Source organism: Marinomonas sargassi (genome assembly GCF_025716875.1).
Lineage (GTDB): Bacteria > Pseudomonadota > Gammaproteobacteria > Pseudomonadales > Marinomonadaceae > Marinomonas > Marinomonas sargassi.
Genome location: NZ_JAOVZB010000001.1, coordinates 868,498 through 886,653, shown reverse-complemented (window position 1 = coordinate 886,653; position 18,156 = coordinate 868,498). Strand labels below are relative to the sequence as shown.

The window sequence follows — 18,156 nt, the reverse complement described above, 5'->3', positions numbered from 1 at the left end:
ATGATGCTAAGTCGCCCAATTGACTTCTTTAGTTGATGTTAAAGAAAAGTATTGGCAACGAATGCTGAACCAACATAAGTACCGGTAAACACCAAGATAGAAATGATGGCAATTTTAAAACCAGAACGCTTAAATAAGTCCACTTCCATTTTGGTAATAGCAATCGCAGCGTAGGCCAAAATTGGCGTTACCATAGCAAGAAAGCTGATGCTTTTTAATTCCGCCAAAATCGGCTCAGACACAGGCGACATAGGAATCGTTAACAAAACACTCACTAGTGACACCCAAGCAACCGCAGGGAAACCAATAGGAATCATTTTTGCTAAAACCAACCCTGCAACAACCATGGCATAAATAATCAGCATGGCAGGTAAGGTTTCGATTGGGGTTGCTCCTGTGCCAGCCCAGTTACTTACTAAGCTCACTAGTGAAATAACGGCTAAGGCAATCAGGTTTTCTTTAAAGGTTAACTTTGTTTCTTCTTCATGTGGAAGCGTATTTTCGATACTAGTACTCATCTTAGTTGGCCTCTTTCGTTGTTAGATCGCTGGCAGTTTCGCCTGACAATTTTTTGTAGAACCACTCAGAGAATGGCAAAGCGATGAATATCGCAACATATAGACCAGTAGCATTAGTCAATAAGTTACTGGCACCAGCAAAGGCTAAGATCTCGTCTTTCATTGTTGGGTAAGCCGAGGCCAATGTACCAGAACATGCTGCTGTCATACTGCCACTACCCACACCACAAGCCATTGCAAGGGCTCTTGGATCAAGCCATCCTGTGGTTGCTAAAAAGCCTGCTAGTAGCGAGAAGTAAATAGTACCGAACATGGTACCCATAACGTACACGCCCATAACGCCTATGCCTTCATTACTTTTCAGGCCGTAGCGATCTGAAATCAAAGCGATGTTAGGTTCACGGGCAATGGAATAGGTCGCTCCAATCGCTTCTCGTCCCATTTTGAAAATGAGTACCGCAATCGGCATAGCAATTAGCATAGTGCCTAGGTTTCCTAACTCTTGCATCACCATAGCAGGGCCGGCTTCCGCAATTTTAGGAAGAGCAGGACCAATCAAGGTTCCAAACTTAGCAATGAAAGGCAGGATACCGATAACAATAAGCGGTGCAGCAATTGAGGCACCTTTTTTCGTTAAAATCTTTCCTGAGAATTTAGTGATATTAGGGTTCAAGAAAAGGCAAAGTGCAAAAGCATAAAATAGCGGAAGGAACAGCAGTTTCGCATTAGCAACTGGGATACTTTGAATTCCAATCCATTCAGATAGGACAGATATAGCAACAACTATTGCATGCAGCCGCCAATTGAGCAGCAGGCTTATTAGGGGGGATGAAGTTTTCATTTAGGGCTCCGTTTTTTGTGGGTGGCCTTTTTATAAAACGCCTTTCTTTGTTGCCTTTAAATTTATTAATCGTTGCCTTATTAGCAACACATATTTATCACATTTCAAGTGAACTTGTTAAAGGTAGACTTTAGGAAGCCTATAGAAGGTGCTACTTAGAGGGGCATCGATGCCTTAAATTAGTGAACGGCTACTTTTAAGAGCCGATATATCTCTTGTTGAGACAAATGATTGGTGCACTATTTTTACACACTCATACAGAATACGTATGACAATTTAATGAATACTGGAGCTATAGCAATTAACTGATCAATTACAAAACAAACTAATATAACTTTTTATTATTCCTAAACGGTCTAAAGCGAAGTCAGCCTTGTCACAATAATATTGAATATCCAGTAAAAATCTCACTTAAAACGATGCCGCTCCATAAGTTAGAACTGCCTGATATCAAATACATGAAGTCGTTTTAAGCATTAAACGAATGGCTAATACCGCCCGTTAGACTCAGCCTTTATACTTACCCTCCCGAGCACAATTAGCCTCAACATGGACACCATACCTTTATGAATAAGCTGATCCGGATAATGCGCCATGATGCCGCTTATATTGCTCTCTTTATTTTCTTCACTGCTTTGAGCCTAAGAGGCCCTGTAATGGGCTTATCTCCACTTTTTGAGCGTATTAGTTTGGATTTAAACTTATCTAGCTCTCAGTTGGGTCTATTAGCCAGTTTACCTTTAGTGGCCTTTGCCGTGTTTGCTCCAGTATCTGCTCAATTAATACGGCGCTGGTCACTGGAACGAACTCTTATTCTTGGGGTGAGTTTCATTGCTTTAGGGATGTTAATGCGCTCCCTACCTTTTATTCAGTCTCTCTACTTTGGAATGATATTAATAGGGGTTGGCATTGCTGTGGGTAATGTATTGCTGCCGGGCTTGGTTAAGCGTTACTTCCCTGAATCTGTGGTGCAGGTTACCGCTATTTATGTATTGATGATGAATGTGGGCGCTTTCTTAATGGCCAGTACAGCCATTCCCCTAAGCCAAATTGCAGAACAATCAGAATGGCCTTTTGCCTCTCACGGCTGGTCTTTCGCATTACTTTGCCAAGTGGTGATCATCTTATTACCCATCATGATCTGGCTTAGCGGTAAGATTGTTGCACAACCAGCACAACCAACATCCACAGCGTTAAAAGAGAGCGCTATTTGGAAATCCAAGTTAGCTTGGCTAATGTCTGGCTTTTTAGCCATGAACTCTTTGCTGAGTTATTCAGTAATGGCATGGATACCCGCCATATTAATGTCCAACGGCTATACTGACTCGACGGCAGGTCTCTATCTTGGTTATGTACAAGTTGCTGGGGCTTTACCGTCACTGCTTTTGGCGCCTTTTATTAATAAATTAGGAAGCCTTAGAAGACTGGCCTTAATTTCCACAGGGATCACATGGCTGAGCTTATTCGGCTATTTATACTTAGCGGATTGGTCGGTGTTTTGGTCTCTGTCATTTGGTTTCTCAACCAGCATGAGCTTTATATTGGGCATGTCTTTTGTCAGCTTTCGAACTGAGAGCCCTAAGCAAGCCGCTGCATTATCTGGGATGTCCCAATTATTAGGCTACTCCTTAGCAGCCGTGGGGCCGTTTTCCCTAGGGTTTCTGTTCGACCTCTACCAATCCTGGCAACCGGCTTTGTATTTGTTGCTGGGATTAGGCACTTTGTGGGTCATTTTAGGCTGGTACGCCAGCCCTCCACCGACGCAAAAAAGCGCGTAATTACTCACAAAATAAGACTTGTCCTTTATCCCTTTGTTTCAAGCAGTTTATGGTATAGTAATAGATCGATATTCAGATTCTGATTGGCGGATTTAAAAACCTCATGGACAAACATAAAGGCAACTTATTCATTTTATCGGCTCCTTCTGGTGCAGGTAAATCTACGCTGTACAAGGCATTGCTTAAACAAGATGAACAAGTGCGCATCTCCATATCTCATACCACGAGAGCACCACGAGCTGGTGAAGAAGATGGCCGAGAGTATTTCTTTACCGACCCTGAATCCTTCTTAGATATGATTGCTGACGATGCCTTCTTTGAGCACGCTCAAGTGTTTGATAATTACTATGGAACATCAAAAGCTTCTATCTTTAGTATGTTGGAAGAAGGCTTGGACGTGATCCTTGAAATTGATTGGCAAGGTGCTCGCCAAGTGCGCTCACTTTACCCTGAAGCCATAGGCATTTTTATTCTGCCACCATCATTGCAGGCCCTTGAAGAAAGATTAAAAGGCCGCGGTACAGATTCTGAAGATGTGATCCAGCGTCGAATGGCCAAAGCCGTTAATGAAATGTCTCATTACAACGAATACGACTTTGTCATCATTAACGATGATTTTGACGCAGCGTTATCGCAAATCACCTCTATTTTTAAGGCTATGCGCGCAAAAAACGCGGTTATGGTGCAAAAACATAACAATCTTATCAATGATCTCTTGTCATTATGAGAACGCCTTAAGTAGAATTACCCTTTGAAAGATAGATAACCGAATATAGAGGTCAAAATGGCTCGAGTTACCGTTGAAGATTGTTTAGAAAATGTTGAAAACCGCTTTGAACTAGTGATGGTTGCGTCAAAACGCGCTCGTCAACTTGCAACGGGTGGTGAAGAATCAAAAGTCCCTGTAGAAAGTGACAAAGTGACTGTAGTCGCATTGCGCGAAATTGCAGAAGATTTGATCAATGCAGGTAATGTTGATCAACAGAAGCAACCTGTTCACGAGTTTTAATTTTTTATGGTATTGCTCACTGCAAAAATGATGCGCTTGTTTTCTACTCTGTGAGGTGAGCGATGTATACCATTGAAGATCTAGCCCTAACGCTCAGCAAGTATTTACCTTACGACGAAGTTGCTAAGGTAAAGCGCGCCTATTATTTTGCTGAGCAAGCCCATGACGGCCAACGTCGTAAAAGTGGTGAGCCTTATGTGACTCACCCTTTAGCCGTGGCCGAAATTCTCTCCATACTACGCATGGATTGCGATGGTCTGGCAGCAGCATTACTCCATGACGTTATTGAAGACACTGGCATCAGCCGAGACGCCCTAACGAAACAATTTGGCGAGAACGTTGCAGGTCTAGTGGATGGTGTTAGTAAACTAACCCACCTTGAATTCAATAGCCAAATCGAGAAACAAGCCCATAACTTTCAAAAAATGGCCATGGCCATGGCAGATGACATTCGCGTCATTCTCGTAAAGTTAGCGGATCGCCTGCATAACATGCGCACTCTAGATGCAATGCCTGCCAATAAAAAACGCAGAATTGCTCGTGAAACCCTAGATATATACGCTCCTATTGCTAATCGATTAGGTATGTACAACGTCAGGGTGGAACTAGAGTCTTTGGCTTTCCAAGCCTACTACCCTATGCGTGCTCGCATGCTGCATAAAGCCATTCTCAAAAAGTATGGTCAGCAACGCGCAAAAGATATCGAGAAACTAGAAGATGCCATTCGCGCCGAATTAGCAGCGGATTATATTGAAGCGGGCATTAGCGTACGCGAAAAACACATTTACAGTATTTACCAAAAAATGGACAAGAAGCGCCGTTCTTTGGATGAAATTATGGATGTGATGGGCGTACGTATCGTGACAGATAGACACGATAGTTGTTATCGAATCTTAGGTGTTATTCACTCTATCTTTAAGCCGATTGAAGGTCGTTTTAAAGATTATATCGCGGTACCTAAATCCAATGGTTATCAATCTTTGCACACTACCGTAGTGGGCTCGAATGGTATCCCAATGGAAGTACAAATTCGCACTCAAGAAATGGACTTGGTAGCAGATAATGGTATTGCTGCTCACTGGGCCTATAAAGCGAAAGGCACTTCTAAAACACCAAGCAACCACGATAGAGCAACAAAATGGGTGAAAAGCTTATTGGATATGCAGCAAAAAGCGCGCAATCCGATGGAGTTTGTTGATAACGTCAAAAGTGACCTATTCCCTGATGAAGTGTATGTTTTCACTCCAACAGGACAGATTGTTGAGTTGCCATCGGGTGCGACGCCAGTCGATTTCGCCTATGGCGTACATACTGAAATTGGCAACTCTTGTATTTCATGCCGGATAAACCGACGACTTGCTCCTTTGAGTACACAATTGGAAAGTGGCCAAACCGTAGAAATCATTACGGCGAAAAATGCACAGCCAAATGTCGCTTGGTTAAGCTTTGCCATTACCGGTAAAGCCCGCACTAATATTCGCCATTACTTAAAAGATAAGCAGCGCGAAAACGCCATTTCGATTGGTCACAGACTGTTAACCCGATCACTCAACGCCTTTAAGGTTAATATCGGTGAGTTAACGGAAGCACAAATTTCTCAAGTGTTAATCAACCATAACCTAGACTCTTTAGACGACCTTTTAGAATCCATAGGTAAAGGTCGCCATGTTGGTTACCTTGTCGCTCGTGAGCTTTTCCCGAACTATGACGAAGAAAACCTAGTCACTCCACAGTCCTTTAAAGTGAACGGCTCTGAAGGCATGTTACTGTCCTATGCGAAATGTTGTTCACCTATCCCTGGCGATCCTATTGTAGGACATGTTCAAGTTGAAAAGGGCATCGTCATTCATCACCTAAACTGCCCGAATGTTCAGGATCATTTATCTAGCCCTGAACGTTTTATTCGTATGTCGTGGGGCAAGGAGATTGAAGAAGAACTGCATTTAAGCTTGATCGTTACCTATATCAACGAACGCGGTGCAGTCGCTAAAATCGCCAGCTCTATCAGTGATACCGATTTCCAAGTATCCAACCTTGAGATCATCGAGCGAGGCAGAATCAGTCGCCTACGCCTTAACATCACCATATCTAGCCGTATCGGCTTGGCAGATGCTATGCGCCGCATAAAAGCGGTTCGCTGTGTAGAAAAAGTATCTCGTGAAACCGTTATTGCTCGCTAATCATACTTACTTTTTAAATAGGAACTTAAGCTATGCCTAAACAAGTGATTCATACTGAACAAGCTCCAGCTGCGATCGGCCCATACTCTCAAGCAGTTCGCGCAGGCAACACTGTGTACCTTTCTGGACAAATTCCTTTAATTCCTGAAACAATGGAAGTCATTGAAGGCGGTGTTGTAGAGCAAACCACTCAAGTATTTAAGAACTTACAAGCGGTTTGTGAAGCAGCCGGTGGCGCTTTAGAGAATGTCGTTAAATTCAACATTTTCATGACGGACTTAAATAACTTTAACACGGTAAATGAAGTGATGAAGCAGTTCGTAAAAGAGCCTTACCCTGCTCGAGCTGCGATGGGGGTTCGTGCTTTACCGAAAGGCGTGGAAGTGGAAATTGAAGGTATCATGGTACTAGAAGACTAAACTCTCTTCTTACCCGCTCCTTACCAGAATAAAAAAAGAGGCTATTAGCCTCTTTTTTTATTCTTACTTCACGCTTTGATGCTTATATTCTTCTAGCAAACTTTGATAGCCCACTACATAACTTGGGTAGCGCGGCTGCCAGCCTAGATTTAGTAAATGCTGGCCCTGAATTCGTTTGCCAGTATCAGGTACAAAGCCACTGTTATTTTGAATCGTAGGTTTGGCGCCTAAACTGGTTGCTAACCATAGCTTTACTTCCCACATAGATACTGGCGTCAAATCTGTCGCAATCACAACAGGCGGCAAAGCGGTGTTGTTAATCGCATGTTTTGCCAAGGTCACCAGTGCAGAAACTACATCGTCACGGTGAATTCTATTGGTCCAGCTATTAGTCTCCCACTCCTGTTCACTCTTCACTTTCTCTATCAATCGAAAACGCCCTGCACCGTAAATACCCGAGCAGCGTATGGAAGTACAAAAAGAAAATGCCTGAGCAAGAGCATCTTCCGTTTCTCGTAATACTTTTGCCGTAGCGGACTTAGGCTCAGCGAGAGTGCTCTCATCAATCCACTGCCCTTGGCTTTGTCCATAAACACTGGTACTAGAGACGAAAAATACTTGGGGCTGTGTCGCTTGGTATTGATACCTTCTGACTAGTGCCTGTGCCGTATCAAAGTAAGCCAACCTATAAGCTTCCTCTGTGCGACCTTTGGGCGTCATTATTAAAAAGATCACTTCCACATCAGGCAACTGCCCCTCTGAAAATTCACGTAAGTCACCTGTTACCCCGACAACGCCTTCCGGAAACTGAGAACCAGTACGTCGAATGCCCACCACATGATGTCCCATGTCGATTAAGCTTTCCGCTAGGCCACTTCCTAAATCTCCACACCCTGCAATTAACACTCTAGACACTATTTCTTCCTCATCACGATTCACGCATAGCTAGCATCCACTGTGACTTTATAAATATCACGATAGCTAGGAACAATATTTAACGAGTATACTTTATTAAATTGTGTATTATCATAGCTATTAACAATCAAAGCAGCTCACATCAATCAAAGGTACAGTTATGACATTAACGGAACTTAAATACATTGTAATGCTGGCAGAAGAAAAACATTTTGGCCGAGCAGCCGATCGCTGCTATGTCTCGCAACCTACCTTAAGTGTGGCGGTGAAAAAGCTTGAAGAAGAGCTAGGCACATCTATTTTTGAGCGCAGTAAAAGTTCCGTCTATATCACCCCATTAGGCGAGCAAATTATTAAGCAGGCCAAGCAAGTACTCAATCAGGCCAATGTCATCAAAGAACTAGCCGCTTCTGGGAAAGATCAATTAGCAGGACCATTAAAAGTAGGTGCTATTTATACTATTGCCCCTTACCTATTCCCTTTTATGATTCCGGCTTTGCATAAGATTGTCTCAGGCATGCCACTATCAATTGAAGAAGACCTCACCGAGAACTTACGACCAAAGCTTAGAAATGGTGAGTTAGACGGCATTATTGTCGCTCTGCCTTTCCATGAACCAGATGTGGTTACTCAACCTATCTACGAGGAAGAGTTTGTTGTTCTCATGCCTCGTAATCATCCTTGGACGAATCTCGATAGCATTGAAACCAGCCAACTATCTACGGATAACCTACTGCTACTAGGCAAGGGCCATTGCTTTAGCGAGCAAGTACTCGAGGCTTGCCCTTTGGTTTCAGACAATGAGTTTGATAATGGCCGTACCGTTGTTAATGGCAGCTCGTTAGAGACGATTCGTTATATGGTGGCTTCTGGTTTAGGGGTGACTGTTCTACCGAAATCTGCCGTTACCAACATTAACCACGACATGCTTGAAGTGCGCCCTTTCACAGCACCTGCACCAAAACGTACCGTTGCTTTAGCATGGCGAGCGAGCTTCCCCCGCCCGAAAGCCATTGAAGCGGTCAGTCAATCGATTCGTGATGCTTGTAAGCAATTGGAGCTTTCATAGATCATGATAGATGGGTTAGATACACAGGATGTCCGTGAACTAAAAGGTGTTGGTGACGCCATGGCTGAGAAATTAGCTAAGCTGCACCTGCATACAGTTCAGGACTTGCTGTTTCATCTTCCTATTCGCTATCAAGATAGAACTCGTGTTGTGCCTATTGGTCAACTTAGATTCGGAGATGAAGCTGTCATTGAAGGACAAGTCACTGGCAGTGAAATAAAAATGGGCAAACGCCGTAGTTTGCTGTGTCGAATTAAAGATCACACTGGCACATTAAATTTACGATTTTTTCATTTCTCTGCGGCACAGAAAAAGCAGTTTCAATCAGGTAAACGCATTCGCTGCTTTGGTGAGATTCGTCGGGGCAGTACAGGGTTTGAAATTTATCACCCAGAATACAAAGTCATTGGTGATGATGAAGCCCATGAAGATTCCGCACAGCTCACTCCTATTTACCCTCTTACGGAGGGACTCACTCAAACCAAAATACGCCAACTATGTGAGCAAGCTCTTGAGAGACTGACACCCTATAACCTGAAGGAATGGTTACCTGAAAGTATTCGTGCTGAATTCAGTTTACCGCCTCTTGCGGATGCCATTCACTTTCTACACCACCCAGAACGAGATGCTAATCTAGATACATTAAAGGCAGGACACCACCCTGCTCAATACCGCCTCTCTTTTGAAGAGCTTATGGCACATCAGCTTTCTCTAATTGGTAAGCGCTTACATGCAAAAAAAGATGTTGCCATTACTGTCTCCGAGGCTGGCTGCTTAAGTAACGCACTCTTAAACAACTTACCCTTTTCACCAACCGGTGCTCAACAGCGCGTTTTTCAAGAAATTCTTGCTGATTTGAACACTGGCCACCCGATGCTTCGTCTTGTGCAAGGGGACGTGGGTTCTGGAAAAACTCTGGTCGCTGCTCTTGCTGCTGCCTCTGTCGTTCAAGCAGGCTATCAGGTCGCAATTATGGCACCTACCGAGATTTTGGCCGAGCAGCACTATATTAACTTCAGCCAGTGGTTTGAGCCTTTAGGGTTAAAAGTCGCTTGGATGATAGGTAAGTTAAAAGGTAAACAGAGAGAAACCGAACTCGCCAGTATTGCTTCTGGTGAAGCACAAATTATCGTCGGAACCCACGCATTATTCCAAGACACTGTCGAATTTGATCGTTTGGCTCTGGCCATTGTCGATGAGCAACACAGGTTTGGCGTCCATCAGCGGATGGCACTACGGGAAAAAGGCATGAAACATGGCTTTCAGCCCCACCAGCTCATCATGACTGCGACCCCGATACCTAGAACCCTCGCCATGTCTGCCTATGCGGATTTAGACTGTTCCATTATCGATGAACTTCCTCCTGGCAGAACACCTATTAATACGGTGGTGGTTTCTGATCAGCGACGTCAAGAAGTCATCGAACGAGTCAAAAATAGCTGTGAACAAGGCAAGCAAGCCTATTGGGTATGTACCCTTATTGAAGAGTCCGAAGCCCTGCAATGTCAGGCCGCCGAGGACACGGCGATCTTACTACAAGAACAGCTAGAAGGTTTGTCTATAGGATTGGTGCACGGCAGGTTAAAAGCACAAGAAAAAGCCGATATTATGGCGCGCTTTAAAGCGGGGGAGATTCAACTTCTAGTAGCCACAACCGTTATTGAGGTTGGTGTCGATGTACCTAACTCGAGTTTGATGGTCATTGAAAACCCTGAGCGCCTTGGTCTTGCTCAACTACACCAACTAAGAGGTCGTGTGGGGCGAGGAGAAACCGCGAGCTATTGTGTTTTGTTGTATAAATCGCCTCTTGGACAACAAGGTAAAGAGCGCCTTTCTACAATGCGAGAAACCAATGACGGTTTTAAAATTGCCGAAAAGGATTTGGAATTGCGTGGCCCAGGTGAGCTGCTTGGTACTCGTCAGACTGGCCTTTGGGAATTCAAAGTCGCAGATTTACAGCGAGATAAAAACCTTTTAGAAGATGTTCAAAGGGCTGCTACGCTACTCCACGCGCATTATCCTGACGCTGTTTCACCATTATTATCTAGATGGTTGCCAAATCACGATCAGTATTTAAATGTATAGTGACCATTTTTTATCATTTAGCCGCTTTTATCGCTTTCTGCCCCTTGCACCTGAATAAAAAATAATCAAAAATTCCTCCCTCATGAGATGGTTCATTATTCAGAGGGAGTAAAGATGAAAAGCTTGACCATGCAGGGGTGTGCGTACAATATCAACGAGGATAGAGTCCTAGTATCGATTGATTGCATTAGTAATCAAAGGCCAGAGGGAAATATTAGCGGAACACTACGTATCGATTTCTGTGCATCGTCATCTCATACTAGCCAGAATGACTCAATACTTTTGGCGAGTACTCACATTGGCGAGCTCTTCGGCCAACACTTCCTTGAAAACTGCCAGTATGATTTGTTGTTCCAGCAGCCACCCGAGGGCTCTTGGCAGCTTTTTTTACAGTTAAGTGAATGGGATGGGGTTGTGTACTCTCCTGTCGACACAATAGGTTTTGCGCTTCCTTATATTTACACCCCCGAAAATGAAAATTCGCAAGAAGATACCCAGTTGCCAAAAAGTGCACCTAAAACAACCCTAGAGCAGCCTGAGCACTACCAAGAGCTCAATAGAGTTAAAAGCAAAACACTTAGGGCATTAAAGGGTGTTCAGAAGAAAGTGTTGGAGAAACTGATTAGTGAACGACCTTTTCGTTCAAAGAAGGCCGTACTGAACGTAAAAGGGATGGGGCCCAAAGTACTCGATAAAATATTAGATCAGCTCATTAAAGAAAAGTGAGCAAGTAATATCCCATACCGCAAGCAAGCTTATTTATGGGATATTAATCACGGTCGTATTTTTCACCTCTTCCATAGCCACATAGGTGCGTGACTCTCTTACGTGAGGAAGCGTTAGCAAGGTCTCGCCAAGTAATAGGCGATAGGAGTCCATGTTAGAGACTCGCGCTTTTAGCAAATACTCAAAATCCCCTGCAATCAAATGGCATTCTAAGATTTCTGGAATTTGCGCCACTGCGGTTTTAAATTCAGTAAAACCTTCTGGTGAAGTCGTTTTAAGGCGAATCTCTACAAAAACCAATAACCCCGCATCCACTTTCTTAGGGTTTACTAAAGCACAATAGCCTGCAATGTAACCGTTTCGCTCTAGTCGGCGTACTCGCTCCAAACAAGGCGTCGCACTTAGCCCTACACGACTAGCAAGCTCCACATTAGATAAACGTCCATTTATTTGTAATTCACGAAGAATTTTTTTATCCAAACGATCGAGAGGTTTTTCTGAGTTCTCCATATGTTATGGGTCTCCTTAATTACTTAAACAGATACCTAAGTCTATCATGCCATGAACAAATTATGGAAAAGGCGACATTGAATAAATAACGATACAAATCAACGCAAAAAATAAAGCACTAAAATAACGCAAATAGTTCGCAATGACACATAAAGATACACTATATTACTTATGTCGCCCCAAGATGATGCAATAAAAACTTCGGGCCGCCCTATGAAACAGTATTTAGAAATGATAATTGTTATAGGCGAAATTCAATTTCTCTATCTGTTTTAAATGAAATGAATGCATACTTTATAGCACTATAACCATATTTTATGCTTGACTGGCGCTATAAAGCATCATTCTATATAGGTGTTGGATGAATTTAGCAGAATATTCATCTTAGAGAACTAAATAAAAATAAAAAATCACGTTGGCACTTTTATTGCTTTATTAAATCAATTCTTGATCATTAGGTTAAGCAATTTACAACAAACTCAAAAACGCCCGGGAGGCTAAATACAATGAAATCGAACGTTGGTAAATTACTCTCAACTGCTGCGATTGCAGCAACTATCAGCACAGGTGCTACTGCAGCGACTCTAGACGACGTTAAAGCAAAAGGCTTCATTCAATGTGGTGTTAGCCAAGGTGTTCCTGGCTTCTCAAACGCAGACGCTTCTGGTAACTGGACTGGTATCGACGTAGACGCTTGTCGTGCTACAGCAGCAGCTGTATTCGGCGATGCTCAAGCGGTTAAATTCACTCCACTTTCTGCGAAAGAGCGTTTTACTGCATTGCAGTCTGGCGAAATCGACATGCTTTCTCGTAACACTACTTGGACTTACACTCGTGACTCTTCTCTAGGTCTAGACTTCACAGCAGTGAACTTCTACGACGGTCAAGGTTTCATGGTACGTAAAGATCTAGGTGTGGAATCTGCTCTAGACCTTGACGGTGCAACTGTATGTACTGAGCAAGGTACTACAACTGAATTAAACATGGCTGACTTCTTCCGTAAGCACAAATTGTCTTACGTTCCAGTTGTCGTTCAAAAAGCTGACGAAGCCGTTGCAGCATACGATTCAGGTCGTTGTGATGTATTCACAACTGATAAATCTGGTCTTGCAGCACAGCGTTCTAAACTAGCTGAGCCAAACGCTCACGTTATCCTTCCTGAAACAATTTCTAAAGAGCCTCTAGGCCCTGTTGTTCGTCACGGCGACAACCAATGGAAAGATATCGTAACTTGGTCTATGTTCGTTCAAGTTAACGCTGAAGAACTTGGCATTACCTCTAAGAACGTAGCTACAATCAAAAAAGAAACAACTGATCCAGGTATCGCACGTCTTCTAGGTACTGAAGGTGATATGGGTGCTCAACTAGGTCTATCTGCTGATTGGGCTTACAACATCATCGCTCTTGTAGGTAACTACGGAGAAGTATTTGAAAACAACGTTGGTCCAGCAACTCCAGTTGGCCTTCCTCGTGGTATCAACAACCTATGGACTGAAGGCGGTGTAATGTACGCGCCACCAGTTCGTTAATCTTTATAGATTAAAATATCCCGATCTTGGGTATTAGCCCAGCGACTCCCTTGTCGCTGGGTTTCCCCCCTTTCTTACCACATCTGACGAGCATTTATGCCTGAACTAAGATGATAGATAAAACTCCTTCGAACAATAATAGCTTTTTGAATGATGCAGGTAACCGTGCCTTAATTTTTCAAATATTGCTTTTAGCTCTAGTCGTTTTTGTTGGTTACTACTTATTTTCTAACCTTCAAAGCAACCTAGACAATCGAGGAATATCTACTGGTCTTTCATTTCTTAATGAACCAGCAGGTTTTCCAATCCTCATTCACTTAATTGAGTACACCGAGGCCAATTCTTATGGCCGTGCTTTTCTTGTTGCCCTCATCAATACCGTTGTTATTTCCTTACTCGGTATCGTTTTAGCAACTGTACTCGGTGTCATTATTGGTTTAGCAAGACTATCCAATAACTGGTTGGTCGCACGCTTGGCAACGGTATATGTTGAAACCTTGCGTAACCTTCCTTTACTGCTGCAAATGTTTTTCTGGTATTTCGCTGTACTTGCGGCTCTACCTCATCCAAGAGAAAGTTTTATTTTTGCTGACTTCTTCCTTAACAAACGCGGCATTTACTCTCCAAACCCTATTTTCCAAGAAGGTTTCGGATTTGTTATTGCTGGCTTTGTTTTGTCTATTGTTGCTGCAATCGCTCTGATTGTATGGGCGAAGAAACGTCAAACAAAAACAGGCCTATGGTTCCCTGCTTACTGGTCGTCTTTTGGTATTATCATTGCTGTAACACTACTTTCTCTTGTTATATCAGGCTTTCCAATCGAGTTTGATTTACCTCAAAAAAGTCGCTTTAACGTTACTGGTGGTATGGTACTTCCTCCAGAGTTTGTCGCGGTCCTGATCGCTCTTTCCACTTACACAGCATCTTTTATTGCAGAAATTGTTCGTGCTGGGATCTTGTCAGTAAACTGGGGGCAAACAGAAGCAGCTCGATCTTTAGGTTTGAAAGACAGTCTGACTCAGCGTTTGATTGTTTTGCCACAGGCGTTGCGAGTAATCATTCCACCTCTTACTAGCCAATTTTTGAACTTGGCGAAAAACTCATCACTAGGTGCAGCTATCGCTTATCCTGAGTTAGTTGCAGTAGTAATGGGGACAACGTTAAACCAGACAGGTCAAGCAATTGAAACCATTGGTTTATGTATGTTGGTATACGGATCATTGAGCTTATCTATTTCGCTCTTTATGAACTGGTACAACAAAAAAATGTCATTAATCGAGCGCTAGGAGGAAGATCATGGCTATTGAATTTAAACCTTCACCCAGTCTTCCGCCACCAGTTAACTCTGTTGGTGCTGTAGCTTGGCTTCGTCAAAACTTATTGTCTTCGCCGTTAAACGTATTTTTAACGTTTTTCAGCCTTTACATCATCTACCTATTAGTACCCCCTGTAATTGAATGGGGTCTAGTCAATGCGACTTGGTCAGGATCATCAAAGGCTGAGTGTACTGCAGGTGGGGCATGTTGGGCTTTCATAGGCGTTTACTTTGAACAGTTTATGTATGGCTTATATCCGGAAGAAGAAACATGGCGCATTAATATTGCCGTTATTCTCTTAGTGGTATTAGTGGCTACCTTCGCGGTAAAAAGCGTAAACAAACTGTACCTATCTATTGCCATAATGGTCGTTTACCCAGTGGTTGCCTACATCCTTTTTGCAGGCGGCGCGTTTGGCTTAGAGATCGTGGAAACTTCTTTGTGGGGCGGATTATTCCTAACCGTTCTCTTGGGCGTGGTCGGTATTGTGGCGTCTTTTCCATTAGGTGTTCTGCTTGCTCTAGGGCGACAGTCAAATATGCCTATTGCGAAGTCTGTTTGTATTGTTTTCATCGAAACCATTCGTGCGGTTCCTTTGATTACGATTTTGTTCATGGCATCGGTAATGATTCCATTATTTTTGCCTGAAGGCATGAACTTCAACAAACTACTGCGTGTACTGATCGGTATCACATTATTCTCAGCCGCTTATATGGCCGAGGTTATTCGTGGTGGCTTACAAGCTATTCCAAAAGGACAGTATGAAGCCGCAGATGCGATGGGGCTAACCTACTGGCAATCGATGATTTTGGTTATTTTGCCACAAGCATTGAAACTGGTTATTCCAGGTATCGTAAACACTTTTATCGGTTTGTTTAAAGATACTACGCTGGTTTACATTGTCGGCATGTTCGATTTACTTGGTCGAATACAGGCAGCCAGTCACGACGCTAGTTGGTTAGGAACAACCATTGAAGGCTATGCCTTCGCCGGATTCATTTATTGGGCTATCTGCTTTGGTATGTCACGTTACAGTATGGCAATCGAACGTAAGCTAGAAACTGGACATAAGCGGAATTAGTTAAGAATTTGAGGTCTATATTATGACAGACAGAAATATGGCTCTTGCCCAACTTGCACCGGGTGAAGAAGCAATCATCGAATTTAATGATGTAAACAAGTGGTATGGCGACTTTCACGTACTGAAAAACATAAACTTCAGCATCAAGAAAGGTGAGCGTATCGTAGTTTGTGGGCCTTCTGGCTCAGGTAAATCTACTATGACTCGTTGTATCAACCGTCTAGAAGAACACCAAAAAGGTTCTATCATTGTTGATGGCATCGAAATGAATGACAACCTGAAAAACATCGAAGCGATTCGTAAAGATGTTGGTATGGTGTTTCAGCATTTCAATTTATTCCCTCACTTAACCATTTTGGAAAACCTAACTTTGGCTCCTATTTGGGTTCGTAAAACACCTAAGAAAGAAGCTGAAGAAATGGCTATGCATTACTTGGAGCGTGTAAAAATCGCTAACCAAGCATTGAAATACCCAGGTCAACTTTCAGGTGGACAACAACAACGTGTAGCGATTGCTCGTGGCTTGTGTATGCAACCTCGTATCATGTTGTTTGATGAGCCAACATCGGCACTTGATCCAGAAATGATCAAAGAAGTACTGGATGTTATGGTTCAACTTGCTGATGAAGGTATGACCATGGTCTGTGTAACTCACGAAATGGGCTTCGCTAAAACCGTTGCTGACCGTGTAGTATTCATGGATGCAGGTGAGATTGTTGAGGCAAATGAACCTAATGAGTTCTTTAACAATCCTCAACAAGATCGTACTCAAAACTTCTTAAGCCAAATTTTAAATCACTAATTCATAACTTAGTTTTAAAAATCTGGTATATTCAAAGCCCCGTTTATCGGGGCTTTTTTATTTCCTATACCAGCGTATTTTTGTGAGTTTTTATGGACGACCTGAACGATATTGAACTAACCGACATTAAAAAAGTTCGTGTTGCTCACCTCTCCGATGACGATGGCCGAATCCAAACCATTTTCCCAGAAAGTCACATGCTCGATATTGCCGCCGTGTCGAGAATTACTAAGCGTCGATTAGAACCCATTGCCTACTCCCATAGAGAAGGCAGCCCACTTGTGAAGCCCAATAGCATTCTCACGCTACTAGAAGCTAGTATGTTAAAAAAGCAAACAACCTATGCTATACGCTCACCAAACAATGACGACTACCAACACTACACAGCATCAGAATTAGAAACATCTTTTGCAGGCCCTTTGAGTCGCTTTGAAGACATTTCCATTCCCCAATCTTCAATCATGGACCCTGTTGATAATCATGAAGAAGATGAAGCACAGATACTTAAAGCATTAGGTCGCTTCCAATCTATCCGCATAAAAGAGCGCCTAGAAGAAACATTAGAGATCCCCCCTTTACCCGCTTCATCTCAGCGTATTGTTAAGCTATCTTCGGACTCTTCGGCTGGTACAGACGAGTTATGTGATGTCATTTCACTGGACCCAGTTTTAGCCGCGCAAGTAGTGAGTTGGGCATCATCCCCTTACTATGGGGCGCCAGGTTCAATAGACTCGGTAGAAGACGCCATAATTAGAGTACTTGGCTTTGATATGGTGATGAACCTAGCACTAGGTTTATCGATGAAAACCGCTTTTAATGAGAACAAAAGCGGCCCTAGACATTATCAGGATTATTGGCTGGATTCGGTAACGAATGCGGTACTAGTGGAAGCACTAGTAAAAACTATGCCGAGTGAAAAACGCCCTAAACTTGGCCATGCTTACTTAGCAGGCTTATTGCAGAATTTTGGCTTTTTAGCCCTAGGGACAATCTTTCCCCCGCATTTCTCTATTTTATCTCGCTATCAAGAAGCCAATGCACATATGCCTGATGAGTTGGTTGAAATGCATATTTTGCACTTTACCAGAGAACAACTTGGCTCATGGTTATTACGCTATTGGAGTCTTCCAGACAATATCTGGACAGCCATTCGGTATAGTAAAAAGCCCCATTATTATGGTGAACATTCAATACTCGCCAAGTTACTTTATATTGCCCATCAATTACGCCATGATAATGACGTTGATCCTTCAGTGCTGACTGAGGTAGGGTTAACGCTGGAACAAGCTGAAGAGTGCTTACAGCAGGTGTTTTCTTCTTCCGCTGAACTGCATCAAATGGCATCTTTGATAAATAAGGCCTAATTAAAAACGTGCTT

Annotated in this window: 17 protein-coding genes; 13 read left to right on the top strand and 4 right to left on the bottom strand. The window is 43.0% G+C overall.

All coding sequences use genetic code 11. The annotated features are described in order from the left end of the window. Positions 1 to 38 precede the first annotated feature (38 nt). Positions 39 to 518, bottom strand: coding sequence for a hypothetical protein (locus tag OFY17_RS04250; protein ID WP_263529459.1), 480 nt, complete (start codon positions 516 to 518; stop codon positions 39 to 41). Between the two features lies 1 nt (position 519). Then, the gene (locus tag OFY17_RS04245) at positions 520 to 1,359 is read right to left on the bottom strand and encodes a DUF3100 domain-containing protein (RefSeq protein ID WP_263529458.1); all 840 of its coding nucleotides are present in this window, start codon (positions 1,357 to 1,359) and stop codon (positions 520 to 522) included. Between the two features lie 566 nt (positions 1,360 to 1,925). On the opposite strand from OFY17_RS04245, the gene OFY17_RS04240 reads away from it, so the two are divergent. From OFY17_RS04240 to OFY17_RS04220, 5 genes are all read left to right on the top strand, one after another. After that, positions 1,926 to 3,137 carry an MFS transporter gene (locus OFY17_RS04240; RefSeq protein WP_263529457.1) on the top strand — a complete coding sequence of 404 codons (1,212 nt, stop codon included), beginning with the start codon at positions 1,926 to 1,928 and terminating at the stop codon, positions 3,135 to 3,137. Positions 3,138 to 3,240: 103 nt separating this feature from the next. Next, a complete protein-coding gene (gene gmk, locus OFY17_RS04235) occupies positions 3,241 to 3,864 on the top strand; it encodes a guanylate kinase (RefSeq protein WP_263529456.1) in 624 nt (207 codons plus the stop codon). A 57-nt stretch (positions 3,865 to 3,921) separates the two neighbouring features. Next, the gene (gene rpoZ / locus OFY17_RS04230) at positions 3,922 to 4,146 is read left to right on the top strand and encodes a DNA-directed RNA polymerase subunit omega (RefSeq protein ID WP_263529455.1); all 225 of its coding nucleotides are present in this window, start codon (positions 3,922 to 3,924) and stop codon (positions 4,144 to 4,146) included. A gap of 62 nt (positions 4,147 to 4,208) precedes the next feature. After that, a complete protein-coding gene (locus OFY17_RS04225; RefSeq protein ID WP_263529454.1) occupies positions 4,209 to 6,326 on the top strand; it encodes a RelA/SpoT family protein in 2,118 nt (705 codons plus the stop codon). A gap of 32 nt (positions 6,327 to 6,358) precedes the next feature. Beyond that, positions 6,359 to 6,745 (top strand): RidA family protein, encoded by a 387-nt coding sequence (locus OFY17_RS04220; RefSeq protein WP_263529453.1) that lies wholly within the window; start codon positions 6,359 to 6,361, stop codon positions 6,743 to 6,745. 63 nt (positions 6,746 to 6,808) lie between these two features. Here OFY17_RS04220 and OFY17_RS04215 read toward each other — a convergent pair whose 3' ends face one another. After that, a complete protein-coding gene (locus OFY17_RS04215; RefSeq protein ID WP_263529452.1) occupies positions 6,809 to 7,660 on the bottom strand; it encodes an NAD-dependent epimerase/dehydratase family protein in 852 nt (283 codons plus the stop codon). A 160-nt stretch (positions 7,661 to 7,820) separates the two neighbouring features. Here OFY17_RS04215 and OFY17_RS04210 point away from each other — a divergent pair, with 160 nt between their 5' ends. The 3 genes from OFY17_RS04210 to OFY17_RS04200 all read left to right on the top strand — a co-directional run bounded on the left by OFY17_RS04210 (position 7,821) and on the right by OFY17_RS04200 (position 11,540). Further along, positions 7,821 to 8,729: a hydrogen peroxide-inducible genes activator gene (locus tag OFY17_RS04210; RefSeq protein WP_263529451.1), complete on the top strand. Its 909-nt coding sequence runs from the start codon at positions 7,821 to 7,823 to the stop codon at positions 8,727 to 8,729. 3 nt (positions 8,730 to 8,732) lie between these two features. Then, complete coding sequence (gene recG, locus OFY17_RS04205; RefSeq protein WP_263529450.1) at positions 8,733 to 10,814, top strand: ATP-dependent DNA helicase RecG; 2,082 nt, start codon at positions 8,733 to 8,735, stop codon at positions 10,812 to 10,814. Positions 10,815 to 10,928: 114 nt separating this feature from the next. Beyond that, complete coding sequence (locus OFY17_RS04200; protein ID WP_263529449.1) at positions 10,929 to 11,540, top strand: ComEA family DNA-binding protein; 612 nt, start codon at positions 10,929 to 10,931, stop codon at positions 11,538 to 11,540. Positions 11,541 to 11,573: 33 nt separating this feature from the next. Here the strand turns inward: OFY17_RS04200 and lrp are convergent, their stop codons facing one another. Next, entirely contained in the window at positions 11,574 to 12,050 is a 477-nt protein-coding gene (lrp, locus tag OFY17_RS04195) for a leucine-responsive transcriptional regulator Lrp (protein ID WP_263529448.1), read from the bottom strand. Between the two features lie 506 nt (positions 12,051 to 12,556). On the opposite strand from lrp, the gene OFY17_RS04190 reads away from it, so the two are divergent. The 5 genes from OFY17_RS04190 to OFY17_RS04170 all read left to right on the top strand — a co-directional run bounded on the left by OFY17_RS04190 (position 12,557) and on the right by OFY17_RS04170 (position 18,142). Further along, complete coding sequence (locus tag OFY17_RS04190; RefSeq protein WP_263529447.1) at positions 12,557 to 13,579, top strand: amino acid ABC transporter substrate-binding protein; 1,023 nt, start codon at positions 12,557 to 12,559, stop codon at positions 13,577 to 13,579. A gap of 110 nt (positions 13,580 to 13,689) precedes the next feature. Continuing rightward, positions 13,690 to 14,865, top strand: coding sequence for an amino acid ABC transporter permease (locus OFY17_RS04185; protein WP_263529446.1), 1,176 nt, complete (start codon positions 13,690 to 13,692; stop codon positions 14,863 to 14,865). Positions 14,866 to 14,875: 10 nt separating this feature from the next. Next, on the top strand, positions 14,876 to 15,976 hold the full coding sequence (locus OFY17_RS04180; RefSeq protein WP_263529445.1) for an amino acid ABC transporter permease: 1,101 nt from the start codon (positions 14,876 to 14,878) through the stop codon (positions 15,974 to 15,976). Positions 15,977 to 15,998: 22 nt separating this feature from the next. Continuing rightward, positions 15,999 to 16,778 (top strand): amino acid ABC transporter ATP-binding protein, encoded by a 780-nt coding sequence (locus OFY17_RS04175; RefSeq protein ID WP_322790601.1) that lies wholly within the window; start codon positions 15,999 to 16,001, stop codon positions 16,776 to 16,778. 92 nt (positions 16,779 to 16,870) lie between these two features. Next, positions 16,871 to 18,142, top strand: a complete 1,272-nt coding sequence (locus OFY17_RS04170) for an HDOD domain-containing protein (RefSeq protein WP_263529444.1) — start codon at positions 16,871 to 16,873, stop codon at positions 18,140 to 18,142. Positions 18,143 to 18,156 lie beyond the last annotated feature (14 nt).